16 protein-coding genes are annotated in these 12,646 nt (G+C 67.4%); 10 read left to right on the top strand and 6 right to left on the bottom strand.

Features of this window, described 5'->3' with window-relative positions; translation table 11 throughout:
• Window positions 1-369 precede the first annotated feature (369 nt).
• The 3 genes from hda to ACUXVE_RS19845 are packed head-to-tail and all read right to left on the bottom strand — an operon-like array spanning window position 370 to window position 3,373.
• On the bottom strand, window positions 370-1,077 hold the full coding sequence (gene hda, locus ACUXVE_RS19855; RefSeq protein WP_032977533.1) for a DnaA regulatory inactivator Hda: 708 nt from the start codon (window positions 1,075-1,077) through the stop codon (window positions 370-372).
• The gene (locus ACUXVE_RS19850) at window positions 1,077-2,249 is read right to left on the bottom strand and encodes an AI-2E family transporter (protein ID WP_222390438.1); all 1,173 of its coding nucleotides are present in this window, start codon (window positions 2,247-2,249) and stop codon (window positions 1,077-1,079) included. The genes hda and ACUXVE_RS19850 overlap by 1 nt, the downstream gene beginning before the upstream one ends.
• Window positions 2,246-3,373, bottom strand: coding sequence for a DUF2066 domain-containing protein (locus ACUXVE_RS19845; RefSeq protein ID WP_243379943.1), 1,128 nt, complete (start codon window positions 3,371-3,373; stop codon window positions 2,246-2,248). The genes ACUXVE_RS19850 and ACUXVE_RS19845 overlap by 4 nt, the downstream gene beginning before the upstream one ends.
• 112 nt (window positions 3,374-3,485) lie before the next feature.
• Here ACUXVE_RS19845 and purM point away from each other — a divergent pair, with 112 nt between their 5' ends.
• The 7 genes from purM (at window position 3,486) to ACUXVE_RS19810 (ending at window position 8,394) form a co-directional block, all read left to right on the top strand.
• Window positions 3,486-4,544, top strand: coding sequence for a phosphoribosylformylglycinamidine cyclo-ligase (purM, locus tag ACUXVE_RS19840; protein ID WP_222390440.1), 1,059 nt, complete (start codon window positions 3,486-3,488; stop codon window positions 4,542-4,544).
• A 22-nt stretch (window positions 4,545-4,566) separates the two neighbouring features.
• Window positions 4,567-5,064, top strand: a complete 498-nt coding sequence (locus ACUXVE_RS19835; RefSeq protein WP_093817553.1) for a hypothetical protein — start codon at window positions 4,567-4,569, stop codon at window positions 5,062-5,064.
• On the top strand, window positions 5,061-5,483 hold the full coding sequence (locus ACUXVE_RS19830) for a hypothetical protein (RefSeq protein ID WP_445515008.1): 423 nt from the start codon (window positions 5,061-5,063) through the stop codon (window positions 5,481-5,483). Before ACUXVE_RS19835 ends, ACUXVE_RS19830 begins: the two co-directional genes overlap by 4 nt.
• A gap of 94 nt (window positions 5,484-5,577) precedes the next feature.
• Window positions 5,578-6,189 carry a DUF2238 domain-containing protein gene (locus tag ACUXVE_RS19825; RefSeq protein WP_222391012.1) on the top strand — a complete coding sequence of 204 codons (612 nt, stop codon included), beginning with the start codon at window positions 5,578-5,580 and terminating at the stop codon, window positions 6,187-6,189.
• Entirely contained in the window at window positions 6,186-6,842 is a 657-nt protein-coding gene (purN, locus tag ACUXVE_RS19820; RefSeq protein ID WP_093817550.1) for a phosphoribosylglycinamide formyltransferase, read from the top strand. The genes ACUXVE_RS19825 and purN overlap by 4 nt, the downstream gene beginning before the upstream one ends.
• Window positions 6,843-6,910: 68 nt before the next feature.
• Entirely contained in the window at window positions 6,911-7,708 is a 798-nt protein-coding gene (locus ACUXVE_RS19815; protein WP_093817549.1) for a DUF3108 domain-containing protein, read from the top strand.
• A 2-nt stretch (window positions 7,709-7,710) separates the two neighbouring features.
• The gene (locus tag ACUXVE_RS19810; RefSeq protein WP_049470102.1) at window positions 7,711-8,394 is read left to right on the top strand and encodes a DUF3108 domain-containing protein; all 684 of its coding nucleotides are present in this window, start codon (window positions 7,711-7,713) and stop codon (window positions 8,392-8,394) included.
• Window positions 8,395-8,509: 115 nt separating this feature from the next.
• Here the strand turns inward: ACUXVE_RS19810 and ACUXVE_RS19805 are convergent, their stop codons facing one another.
• The 3 genes from ACUXVE_RS19805 to ACUXVE_RS19795 are packed head-to-tail and all read right to left on the bottom strand — an operon-like array spanning window position 8,510 to window position 10,347.
• On the bottom strand, window positions 8,510-8,824 hold the full coding sequence (locus tag ACUXVE_RS19805) for a hypothetical protein (protein WP_080149497.1): 315 nt from the start codon (window positions 8,822-8,824) through the stop codon (window positions 8,510-8,512).
• On the bottom strand, window positions 8,821-10,095 hold the full coding sequence (gene murA / locus ACUXVE_RS19800; protein WP_025874013.1) for a UDP-N-acetylglucosamine 1-carboxyvinyltransferase: 1,275 nt from the start codon (window positions 10,093-10,095) through the stop codon (window positions 8,821-8,823). The genes ACUXVE_RS19805 and murA overlap by 4 nt, the downstream gene beginning before the upstream one ends.
• Before the next feature lie 21 nt (window positions 10,096-10,116).
• Entirely contained in the window at window positions 10,117-10,347 is a 231-nt protein-coding gene (locus ACUXVE_RS19795) for a BolA family protein (RefSeq protein ID WP_025874014.1), read from the bottom strand.
• 54 nt (window positions 10,348-10,401) lie between these two features.
• Here ACUXVE_RS19795 and ACUXVE_RS19790 point away from each other — a divergent pair, with 54 nt between their 5' ends.
• The 3 genes from ACUXVE_RS19790 (at window position 10,402) to lptC (ending at window position 12,590) form a co-directional block, all read left to right on the top strand.
• A complete protein-coding gene (locus ACUXVE_RS19790; protein ID WP_093817547.1) occupies window positions 10,402-11,403 on the top strand; it encodes a KpsF/GutQ family sugar-phosphate isomerase in 1,002 nt (333 codons plus the stop codon).
• A gap of 66 nt (window positions 11,404-11,469) precedes the next feature.
• Entirely contained in the window at window positions 11,470-12,018 is a 549-nt protein-coding gene (locus tag ACUXVE_RS19785; protein WP_093817546.1) for a KdsC family phosphatase, read from the top strand.
• The gene (gene lptC / locus ACUXVE_RS19780; protein ID WP_080149498.1) at window positions 12,015-12,590 is read left to right on the top strand and encodes an LPS export ABC transporter periplasmic protein LptC; all 576 of its coding nucleotides are present in this window, start codon (window positions 12,015-12,017) and stop codon (window positions 12,588-12,590) included. Before ACUXVE_RS19785 ends, lptC begins: the two co-directional genes overlap by 4 nt.
• The last annotated feature ends 56 nt before the right edge of the window (window positions 12,591-12,646 follow it).

Raw genomic sequence — 12,646 nt, 5'->3', positions numbered from 1 at the left:
ACGGAAAAGAAGGAAAAGCAGAAGCGGGTCGCCTCGCTGCGCTTGCTCTGGTGACGACCAACGGTCGTCACCCACCACAAGCAAGACACGTATCGACCAAGGTCGACACCCACCAACAGCAGCGCAGAACGCCGACCCGACAGGTCGCGGGAACCTGTCGAAGGCGGGGTGGCTCAGGTTGCGGGGGCGTGAGCGCCATGGATGGCGCGACCGAGGCTACAGGGACGTACTTGCGCCGTCCCCCGCAACCTGAGCCACCCCGCCATGCCACGGATAGCGAGCTTTTGCTGTTGACGTTGACGTTGACGTTGCCCTGGCTTCGGCGGGTGCAGGGCGCAGCCCTGCCTAACACCCAACACCCAACACCCCTCAGTAACGAGGACGGCCTTCTTCCAGCACCTGGCGCAGGAACGGCACGGTGATCCGCCGCTTCGCCGCCAGCGATTCGCGATCCAGCCAGTCCAGCAACGTGATCAGCCCACCCAGCTCGCGCCCGGTGTGCGACAGCAGCCACTCGATGGCGGCCTCGTCGATGGCCAACCCACGGCGCAGCGCGCGCTCGCGCAACACCGCCGCGCGGCCTTCCTCGTCCAACGGCTGCAGCAGCACGCGCACGCATTGGCCCAGGCGCGAACGCAGGTCCGGCAGCACCAAGCCAAGTTCGCCCGGCGACTTCTGTGCGGTGTACAGCACCGTCACGTCGGCAGCGCGCGCGCGGTTGTGGAAATCGAACAGCGCGATTTCGTCCTCACGATTGCCTGCCACCGCATCCAGGCCATCCAGCGCCACCAGCTCGCGCTGCTCGAGCCCTTCCAGCGCCACCCGCACCCGGCCGACCACGCTGGCCAGCGGTACATAGGTCGGCAGGCGCCCGGCCTGCTCGGCGCTGGAACACATCGCCAGTGCCTGGTGGGTCTTGCCGGTGCCGGCCGCGCCTTCCAGGTACACCCAGTCGTGGCTGGCCCCTACCGCGATGGCATGCAGCTGCGCCAGCGCGCCGTCCGGCGCGCCGATGAAGCTTTCCAGCCGCTGGTCCCGCGGGTAATGCAGGGCCAGCGGAAGTTGCGGCACACCAATCACTTCAGTTCCGGACCCTTGTCATTGCCAGGCACGATGAGATGGGGCTGGTCGATCACCCCGTCAAGCACGATCGTGGGCTTCTCGCCAGCGTACAGCTCACTCTGGCGGTAACGCTGGTGCGCATAGCGCAACAGCACATTGCTCACCGCCGCCACCGGCAGCGCCAGCAGCATGCCCAGGAAGCCGAACAGCTGGCCGCCTGCCATCACCGCGAAGATCACCGCCACCGGGTGCAGGCCGATCTTGTCACCGACGATGCGCGGGGTCAGCACGTAGCTCTCCAGCAGCTGGCCGACGGTGAACACCACGCCCACCAGGATCAGCAGCTTCAGGTCGAACCCCTGCGCCTGTACCAGTGCGGCCACGATCGCCATCAGGATGCCGGTGGTCGCGCCCAGGTAGGGAATGAAGCTGATCAGGCCGGCGATCAGGCCGATCAGCAGGCCCAGCTTGAGCCCGACCAGCGAAAGGCCACCGGCGTAGATCACGCCCAGCGCCAGCATCACCAGGAACTGACCGCGGATGAAGGCGCCGAGCACCTCGTTGGATTCACGCGCCAGCGTAGTGATCGTGCCGATCTGGTTGCGCGGGATCACCGATGCCACGCGCTCGACCAGCTTGTCCCAGTCACGCAGGAAGTAAAACGCCAGGATCGGCAGCAGCAACAGGTTGACCACCCAGGTAACCACCGTGAAGCCCGAGCGCGATACGTAGCCCATGAAGGTCGTGGCGAATCCGCCGGCCTGCTGCCAATGGCTGCGCACCCATTCGATCAGACGGTCCGGATCCATCCACTGCATCACTTCCAGCCCGGTCTTCTGCTCGAACCAGGGAATGCCCCTCTCCATCAGCCAGGCCTGTGCCTGCGGGGCCGCGGCGATCAGGGTGGTGATCTGGCGCTCGATCATCGGCACCAGCACCAGCAGCAGGGCAACGATCACCAGCACCATTGCCACGAACACCAGCACCACGCCGGTCATGCGCGAACGGCCGGTGTCCTCGATGCGGTCCACCAGCGGATCGCCCAGCCAGGCCAGCGCCAGCGCCAGCACGAACGGCGTCAGGATCGGCGCCAGCAGCCACACGACCCAGCCGATCAGGCCGGCCAGCAGGATGAACTTCAGCCGCCGCAGGAACTGCGCGATTTCCGCTTCCGGGGACAGGATCATCGCAGGCGGTACTCGTTGCTGACCGGTGCCGGTGCCGGTGCACCGGTCGTATCGTCGATCGGCGTTGGCAGGGCCGGCAGTGTCGCCGACGGCACCAGCACGCCATTGTCGCCAAGCATGCGGTTGAAGCCGGCCAGGCCGGTGGTCATTTCCAGATTCAGTTCCAGATGGTCGGCGGTCGCGCGCAGCGGGGTGACGTTGCGCACCACCGCCACTTCACGCAGGCCGGCCGCCAGACGCAGGTACTCGTCAGCGCTGTTGATGCCGGTCACCACCACGCGGTAGGTGCCCGCCTGGCCGGTGGCTGCACCGGCCTTGGCATAACGCTTGACCAGCGCGTCGGCAGCGCCATCGGCACCGGCGGCCATCGCGCGCATGGCGTTGGCGTCCTTGCTGGTCCACTTGTTCAGTTCACGGCCGTTGTCGACGAACACCCAGTCCGCCTGCCAGCCGCCATTGGCGCGGTAAAGCTTGCCGATCAGCTGCATTGGCGGCGAATAGCGCGACGAGGCCCGGGCCACAGCGGCGCTGTCCTGGCGCCAGATGGCACCGGCCAGGGCCTGTTCGGCGGCCCCACCGCTGGGCAGGCCGAGCTTGTAGCCGCGCTCGATGGCCCGGCTCAGCAACGGCCTGGCGGCATTGGCCTGCTGCACGCTGACCAGGCGCGGACCACTGCCGTCGTCAACGGCCAGCCACAGCACCGGCTTCGGCCGCGGCTGCGGCCACAGCGGCAGGCCCAAGGCCGACACCAGCCCGTCCACGTCATCCTCGCGGAAGCGCGCGACCAGCAGGGTACGGAAGCTCGGCGCACCGCTGGCGCCCACGCTCTGGTCCTGCTTGTAGTCGTAGCTGGCCACATAGTCCTTGGCATTGCGCAGCGCCTGGACCACGCCAGGGCGCGACATGACGCTGCGATCACCGGACAATTTGCCCAGTACCACGCTCAACGCGCGGGCAAGTGCACCGTTGCGGTCAGCCTCGGCTTGGCTGTTGACGGGCACTTCGGCCTCGTACGCACCACTGGCAGTGGCAACATCCCCCTCGGTTCGCATGCCGCTCTGGGCCATCGTGGCCACCGGCAGGCACAGCGCAAGGAGCAGGGTCAAAAACAGGCTGCGGCGCATCAGGACATCCATTGGCTCGACGTATCCGGGGGGAATTGTTGCCCGAATACGGCCTTTGCGCCAATGCGGCCTGTTAAAATCGGCGATTCACCCCCTGCCAGCGCCGACGCCCGTGACCAACAGCCCGTCTTCCGCCCCTTCTCCCCTCACCTACCGTGACGCGGGTGTCGACATCGACGCCGGCAACGAACTGGTCGAGCGGATCAAGCCCCTGGTCAAGCGCAGCTTCCGTCCGGAGGTGATGGGCGGCCTGGGTGGCTTCGGCGCCCTGTTCGATCTGTCCAACAAGTACCGCGAGCCGGTGCTGGTGTCGGGCACCGACGGCGTCGGCACCAAGCTGAAGCTGGCCCACCAGCTGAACCGCCACGATACGATCGGCATCGACCTGGTCGCCATGTGCGTGAACGACGTGCTGGTGCAGGGCGCCGAGCCCTTGTTCTTCCTGGACTACTTCGCCACCGGCAAGCTGGACATCGACACCGCTGCCGCGGTCGTGGGCGGCATCGCCAATGGCTGCACCGAGGCCGGCTGCGCCCTGATCGGCGGCGAAACCGCCGAGATGCCTGACATGTACGCGCCGGGCGAGTACGACCTGGCCGGCTTCACCGTCGCGGCCGTCGAAAAGAGCGAACTGAAGGACGGCGCCAACGTCGCCGCCGGCGACGTGCTGATCGGCATCGCCTCGTCCGGCCCGCACTCCAACGGCTATTCGCTGATCCGTCGCATCTATGACCGCGCCGGCCGCCCGGCCGAGCTGGAACTGGAAGGCGGGGTCAAGCTGGTCGATGCACTGATGGCCCCCACCCGCCTGTACGTCAAGCCGATCCTGTCGCTGCTGAAGTCGCACGGCGATGCCATTCACGGCATGGCCCACATCACTGGCGGTGGCCTGACCGAGAACATCATCCGCGTGGTGCCCGAGGGTCTCGGCCTGGACATCCAGGCCTCGTCGTGGACCCTTCCGCCGGTGTTCCAGTGGCTGCAGAAGGAAGGCGCGGTGGCCGACAGCGAGATGTGGCGCACCTTCAACTGCGGCATCGGCTTCGTGCTGATCGTCGCTGCGGACCAGCTCGAGGCCGTATCCACGGCGGTCAAGGCAGAAGGCCTGGAGCACTGGACGATCGGCCAGGTGGTCACCGCCCAGGGCGGCGAACGCGTCCACATCGCCTGATCCACAGGACAAAGGAACCCGCATGGACGCTCCTCCCTCCTCGTCAACGCCACCGGCGCCGCCGGTGCTGCCGCCGAACCCGGCCGTGCCGGTGTTCGGCCCGCAGGATGCCACCCAGCTACGCCAGCTGGCGATCGGCCACTACGTGGTCGCTGGCCTGATGGCGGTGTTCTCGCTGATCTTCATCCTGCACATCGTGCTGGGCATCGCCATGCTGTCCGGCTCGCTGCCGATGAAGTCCGGCGGTGAGCCGTCATCGCCGGAAGAGCAGCAGGTCGTCGGCTGGCTGTTCACCGTGATGGGCGTCTGCATCGTGCTCGGTGGGCTGACACTGGCAGGCTTCGTGGCCTATGCCGGCCGCTGCCTGTCACGGCAGCGCCGCTACCTGCTATGCATGATCGTGGCGGGTCTGTCGTGCCTGTTCACGCCCATCGGCACCATCCTCGGCGTGTTCACCCTGGTCGTGCTGTTGCGCCCCCAGGTGAAGGCCGCCTTTGCTGGCCAGGCGGGTGTGGCATGAGTGATGGAATGAACCCGCCGCCGCTGCCAAGGCAGGCCCTGGCAGACCTGCAGACCGCCAGCCACCTGCACACCCTGAAGATCCTGTTCTACGCACTGGCCGGCTTCCATTGGCTGGCGGCACTGGTGTTCCTCGGCTTTGTCGGCATCGTCGCCTTCGAACGCGGCATGGACGACGGCGCCGTGCTGGCGACGGTGTACGGCGCGGTGTCGCTGCTGGCCATCGGCTTGGGCTTCCTGCAGCTGCGCACCGCGCGGCTGCTTGACCATCGCAGCCACCTGGCCTGGTGTCGCGGCGCGGCCTGGGCAGCGGTGATGGCCGGCCCTCTGGGCATGGCCCTGACCGCCTACGCGGTGTATTTCCTGCGCAAGCCGGAGATCGCCGCCCTGTTCGACCGCGGCGACCACGTCAGCGTCTGAGCTGGCAAGCGCATGCTCCGTCTCTTCTGCTGATCGCCCCGACATGCCCACGCCCGCTGCCCCCGCCTTCGCACGCAACCGCGCCAGCCACTCACTGTCGGCACCGAAGAAGGCCACACTGGTCGCGGTGCTGGGCATATTCGCGGCAACCTGGATCCATCCGCTGTGGCCGCTGGAGCAGGCCCTGCACAGTTCGCTGACCGTGATCGGCCTGCTGGCCCTGTGGTGGGTGGACCGGCGCTGGCAGCTGGGCAACGGTGCGTTCATCGCCATCTGCGGCTTCATCGCCATCCACTGCGTGGCCGCGCGCTGGCTGTACTCCAACGTGCCGTATGACGCGTGGCTGCAGGCATTGCTGGGATGGTCGCCGGACGCAGCCTTTGGCTGGCAGCGCAACCACTTCGATCGTCTGATCCACTTCCTCTATGGCGTCTGCTTCACCCCCGCATTGCTGCAGTTGGCGCGACATGCCTGGCCTGCGCTGCGCATCGGCCAGGCATTCACCCTGGCGGTGATGGCGGTGATGTGTTCCAGCCTGGTGTATGAGTGGCTGGAATGGGGCATCGCCCTTGCCCTGTCGCCGGAAGCGGCTGAGGCCTACAACGGCCAGCAGGGCGACATGTGGGACGCGCATGCGGACATGCTGCTGGCGACCTTGGGCAGCCTGTTGCTGTGGCCGCTGGTGCGCCGGAGCGTGGTGCGATGAGCATCCGCCGAATCGCCGTGCTGGCATCCGGGCGCGGCAGCAACCTGCAGGCCATTGTCGACGCCATCGCGGCAGGGCGACTGCAAGCCGAGATTGTCGGCGTGTTCTCCGATCGTCCCGATGCGACCGCCCTGGAGCGGGTGGCAACGGATCGGCGCTGGGGGCATGCGCCGAAGGAATTCAGTGACCGCGCCGCCTACGAGCAGGCGCTGGGGGATGCGCTGGCAGCATCCACGCCGGACTGGATCGTCTGCGCCGGCTACATGCGCATCCTCGGCGCCGATTTCGTGCAGCGGTTCAATGGCCGCCTGGTCAACATCCACCCCTCGCTGCTGCCGCTGCACAAGGGCCTGCACACCCATGCACGGGCGCTTGAGGCCGGTGACGCCGAGCACGGCGCCAGCGTGCACCTGGTGGTGCCGGAACTGGATGCCGGCGCGGTGCTGGCGCAGGCCCGGGTTCCGGTGCTTGCCGGCGACGATGCGCAGACCCTCGCCGAACGCGTGCTTGCGGTGGAGCATCCCCTGCTGATCGCCACCCTGGAGCTGCTCTGTGCGGGCCGCCTGGCTGAACGGGAAGGCCAACCGATGTTCGACGGTCACCCCCTGTTTAGCCCGTTGGCTCTAGATTCCGCCGGAAAACTGAACCGGTAACGCCCGTGCACACGCCCCGCTGACTGCGGGGCTGGCATCCTGCTCCCCTCCTGCGGTTCCTGTCGGCCATGAAGACCACGTCCCTGCTGCGTACAACTCTGCTGCTGCCGTTTGCCGTCCTCGCCTGTGCGGGCTGGGGCCAGGCAACAGCGCCTGCTGCGCCGGCACCTGCCGAAGCGGCACCGCCGGTGTTGCCTGCCCTGGCGTGGGAGCCGCCGCCGCTGCAGCCGTTCAGCGCGACCTACCAGGCGTTCTACAAGGGCAAGGAAGCGGGCGATGCAACCATGCAGGTCACCCACACCGGCGGCAGCCAGTGGCGGGTGGACATGCAGGTGGTCGGCCGCCGAGGCTTTGCCAGCGTGCTGGGCCTGAACATCGAGCAGAGCACGGTGTTCGAGGAGCGCAGCGGTGTGTATGCGCCGCTCAGCCAGAGCACGGTGCGCAAGGGCCTGTTCCTGGGCAAGAAGGCGGTCGGCACCTACAACTGGCAGGCCGGCACCGCGCAGTGGAGCGGCGACGTGGAAAAGAAGCGCGCCCAGCCGATTCCGCTGCAGGCCGGCGACCAGAGCGCGTTGCTGATCAACCTGGCGATCATGCGCGACGCGCGTCCCGGCGCAGCCATGCACTATCGCTACGTCGACATGGGCAAGGTGCGCCAGCACGATTACCAGGCCGCGCCGCAGACCGAAAACGTCGAGGTCGGCGACCTGTCCTACAACGCGCTGCGGGTGTATCGCACCAACGGCGGCAACAATGAAACCATTCTCTGGATCGCCAACGGTGTCCCCACGCCGGTGCGCATCCTGCAACGCGAAGACGGCGAAGATCGCGTCGATCTGCGCCTGATCGAATACCAAGGAGTCTGAGCATGAACACCCTGACCCGCCCCCTGACCTGGATCGCCGCTGCCGCATTGTCGGTGGCCAGCCTGCCGGCCATGGCCCTGCAGCCATTCAAGGCCGACTACCTGGCCAGCTACATGGGCATGCAGGCCAATGGCAGCATGACCCTGGCCAGCGAAGGCGCCAACAAGTGGCGCTACAGCCTGCAGGTCAAGAACCAGCTGGCGGACCTGAGCCAGAGCACGGTGTTCGAGGAAGTGCGCGGGCAGCTTCGCCCGCTCAGCAGCCAGGACCGCTCTGCGCTGCTGGTGAAGAAGCGCAATGTGCAGGCCAACTACAACTGGGCCAGCAACCAGGCCACCTGGACCGGCGACATCAAGCCCGACCGCGCCGGCCCGATCGCCCTGAAGGCCGGCGACATGGACGCGCTGCTGATCAACCTGGCCATCGCCCGCGACCTGGCCGCCGGCAAGCCGCTGACCTATCGCATGGTCGACGAGGGCCGCATCAAGAACATGACCTACCGCGTTGTGGGCAAGGAATCGGTCACCGTCGGCGGCAAGAGCTACGAGGCCACCAAGGTGTCGCGCGTGGACGGCAACAAGGAGCTGATTGCGTGGATCGTGCCGGAGTTCCCGGTGCCGGCGCGCATGCTGCAGCGTGAAAGCGGCCGCGATGCGCTGGACCTGACCATCAAGGCGATGAACTGACCGACCGCGCTGCGCGCTCGCCGGGCATGGCCCGGCGCTACCGCCCAACGTCGATCCACGCCATGCGTGGATTCACGCCCCGCAGACAAAAACGCCCGCTTTCGCGGGCGTTTTTTCATTTCTTCGTTTCTTCCGCCGGCTTGAACTCGGTGCGGCAGTCCACCCGGATCTGCTCGCCCGTGGATCGGCGCACGAACGTGCGGCAATGGCGGTTGCCCTCCTGGCTGTCGTTCACCGCCACCGCGTAGAACGACTGGATGATCTCGTCACGGGTCACCGTGCCGTCGCCATTCCAGTCCATGTCCTTCTGCTCGATGCCCTTGGTGATGGCGATGTTGGCGTACCAGGCGTAGCCCAGCCACGCCAGCACGATCAGCACCAGCACCAGCAGCGCCTTGCGGCGACGGCTGAACCTGCCGCGCAGGATCATGCGGCCACGCGCCGGATGGTGGCGCCGAGCGAAGACAGCTTCTCTTCGATGTTCTCGTAGCCGCGGTCAAGGTGGTAGATGCGATCGATGGTGGTATCGCCATCGGCCATCAAGCCGGCCAGGATCAGCGACGCTGACGCGCGCAGGTCGGTTGCCATCACCGGTGCACCGCTCAGGCGCTCGTGGCCACGCACGATGGCCGTGTGGCCTTCCACCTGCACATCCGCGCCAAGGCGCAGCAGCTCGTTGACGTGCATGAAACGGTTCTCGAAGATCGTTTCATTGATCACGCCCACGCCGTCGGCCACGCAGTTGAGCGCCATGAACTGCGCCTGCATGTCGGTCGGGAACGCCGGATACGGTGCGGTGGTCAGGTTGACTGCCTTCGGCCGCTTGCCGTGCATGTCCAGGGTGATGCTGTCTTCGGTGGTCTCGATGGTCGCGCCGGCCTCCACCAGCTTGGCCAGCACCGCATCCATCGTGTTCGGGCGCGCGCGGTTGACGGTCACCTTGCCGCCGGTCATCGCTGCGGCCACCAGGAAGGTACCGGTTTCGATGCGGTCGGGCAGCACTTCATGGCGCCCACCGGACAGGCGTTCGACGCCTTCGATGACCAGGCGGGCGGTGCCCAGGCCTTCGATCTTCGCGCCCAGCGCGATCAGGCAATGCGCCAGGTCGGTGACTTCCGGTTCCATCGCCGCGTTGTCGAGGATGGTGGTGCCTTCGGCCAGCACCGCGGCCATCAGCACGTTTTCGGTACCGGTCACGCTGACCATGTCGAAGGTGAAGTGGCCACCCTTCAGGCGCTTGGCGGTGGCCTTGATGAAGCCGTTCTCGACCACGATGTCGGCACCGAGTGCCTGCAGGCCCTTGATGTGCTGGTCGACCGGGCGCGAACCGATCGCGCAGCCGCCGGGCAGCGATACTTCGGCGGCGCCGAAGCGGGCCAGCAGCGGGCCCAGTACCAGGATCGAGGCGCGCATGGTCCTGACCAGCTCATACGGCGCCACATGCTGGTTGACCGGACGCGGGTCGACCACGATCGCACTGCCACGCGACAGCGTGCCCTGGTCGATGGTCACGTTCGCGCCCAGTTCGCCCAGCAGCTTCACCGTGGTGACCACATCGTGCAGATGCGGCACGTTGGTGATCTCCACCGGCGCGTCGGCCAGCAGGGTCGCGCAGAGGATGGGGAGGACGGCGTTCTTGGCGCCGGAGATGCTTACTTCACCGTGCAGCGCAGCGCCGCCGGTCACAACGATCTTGGCCATGTATTGGGGATCTTCTGCGGTTCAGCCGGCTTCGGCCGGGGTCACGGTTTTCAGTGCGAGCGCGTGGATCGCGCCGCCCATCAGGTCACCCAGAGTGGCATACACCATCCGGTGGCGGGCCAGCGGCAGCTTGCCGGCAAAGGCCTCGCTGACCACGGTCGCTTCGAAATGCACGCCATCGTCACCCTGCACGTCGGCGCGGGCGCCGGGCAGGCCGGTTTCGATCAGATTGCGGATGGTGTCGGCGTCCAACGGGCTTTCCTAATAAAATGTGCGTCCATTCTACTTCCGCTGCGTGGCGTCCGCATGGCCGAATCCCTGTTGCCCCCCCGTTCCGCCGACCCTGCCGCCCTGGTCGCCAGTGGCCGGCGCGTGTTCGAGATCGAACGGCAGGCGCTGGACGCCGTGGCCGACCGCCTCGGCGACGCCTTCCAGCAGGCCTGCCGGGCGATCCTGGGCAGCCGTGGCCGGGTGGTCGCCACCGGCATGGGCAAGTCCGGCCATGTGGCACGCAAGATCGCCGCGACCCTGGCCTCCACCGGCACCCCGGCGTTCTACGTGCACCCGGGCGAGGCCGGCCACGGTGACCTGGGCATGATCACCGAGGACGACGTGGTGCTGGCCCTGTCCTATTCGGGGGAATCGGATGAGCTGCTGATGCTGCTGCCGGTGCTCAAGCGCCAGGGCAATGTGCTGATCGCCATGACCGGCCGCCCGCAGTCGAGCCTGGCCAGCGCCGCCGATTTCCACCTGGATGTGAGCGTGCCGGCCGAAGCCTGCCCGCTGGCGCTGGCGCCCACCTCCAGCACCACCGCCTCGCTGGCGATGGGTGACGCGCTGGCGGTGGCTCTGCTGGATGCACGCGGCTTCACCGCCGACGATTTCGCCCGTTCGCACCCGGCCGGCAGCCTCGGCCGCCGCCTGCTGCTGCACATCACCGACGTCATGCACACCGGTGAGGACCTGCCCAAGGTCGATGTCGGCGCCAGCCTCAGCGAAGCGCTGATGGAGATGAGCCGCAAGCGCCTGGGCATGACCGCCGTGGTCGACGACCAGGGCGTGCTGATCGGGCTGTTCACCGACGGCGACCTGCGCCGCGCCCTGGACACCGACCTGGACGTGCGCACCGCGAAGATCGCCGATGTGATGACCCGGCAACCGCGCACCATCAGCGCCGACAAGCTGGCGGTGGAGGCTGCGCGGCTGATGGAAACCCACAAGATCACCGGCCTGATCGTGGTCGACAGCCAGGGGCGTGCGGTCGGCGCCCTGAACATTCATGACCTGTTGCGGGCGCGGGTGGTTTAACCGACAGTCCGTAGACCCCATTCAGTCTGTACCAACGAGCCCGCAACCACCGAGTCCGATGCCCTGATGCCCTGGTCCCCCCTGCCCGCCTTCCCCGCCCACCTGCATGCCGCTGCGGCCGGTATCCGCCTGGCCTGCTTCGACGTGGACGGCACCCTCACCGACGGTCGGCTGTACTACGACAAGGACGGCAACGAGAGCAAGGCGTACTTCGTGCAGGATGGTCTGGGCCTGAAACTGCTGCAACAGCACGGCATCCACCCCGTGCTGATCACCGCGCGCAACAGCCAGTCCGCGCTCAAGCGCGGCGCCGACCTGGGCATCGACACCCAGATCGCCGTCGGCGACAAGCTGGCCAGCGTGCAGGCGCTGTGCGTCCAGCACGGCATCGGCCTGGAGCAGGTGGCCTTCATGGGTGACGACCTGCCCGACCTGGCGCCGCTGGGCGCGGTCGGCCTGGCGGTGGCTCCGGCCAATGCCCACCCGTGGATCGCCGAGCGCGTGCACTGGATCACCCGTGCTGACGGTGGCCGTGGTGCCGCGCGCGAGCTGTGCGACGTGCTGCTGGCCGCGCAGGGCCGCGTGGACGCTGTGCTGGCGAGGTTCGGCGCATGAATGCCCCCACCCTGAACTGGCGGATGATCCTCGGCGTCGGCCTGCTGCTGGCCGCCCTGCTGAGCAGCTGGGCGGCGCTGCGCAACCGCGAAAAGGCACCTGCCGCCGAAGGCCAGGACGCTGGCGTGGACTACATCCTGCACGACTTCCAGATCGTCGCCCTGGACGAACACGGCAAGGAATCGACCACCCTGCGCGCGCCCCTGCTGGAACGCCAGCGTGGCGACCAGACGCTCAACATCACCACGCCGCTGTTCGAAATGCCCGACAAGGACGGCAAGCACTGGACGCTGCGCGCCCAGACCGGCTGGCTCAGTGCCAAGGGCGACGAGATGAAGCTGCGGGGCAACGTCGCCGGCGACAGTCCGGCCGGCCCGGGCGTGGTCCCGACCACCTTCCGCACCGACCACCTGGATGTATTCCCGAAGGACAACCGCGCCCGCACCGATGCCCTGGTGACCATGACCCGGCCCGGCATGGAGCAGTCCGGCGTCGGGTTCGAGGTGGATTCGAAGAACAACACGTATCATTTCCTCAGCCAGTCCAAGGGCCGTTACACGCCCAAGCGCTGATTCCGCCGCCCGCCCGCGACGTCTTCCCGACAGGCGCGAAGCCGGCAGCCCCCACC

Source organism: Stenotrophomonas sp. 3(2025), assembly GCF_052665395.1.
The sequence above is the reverse complement of the archived record's forward strand: the minus strand, read 5'-3'. Positions and strand labels throughout refer to the sequence as shown.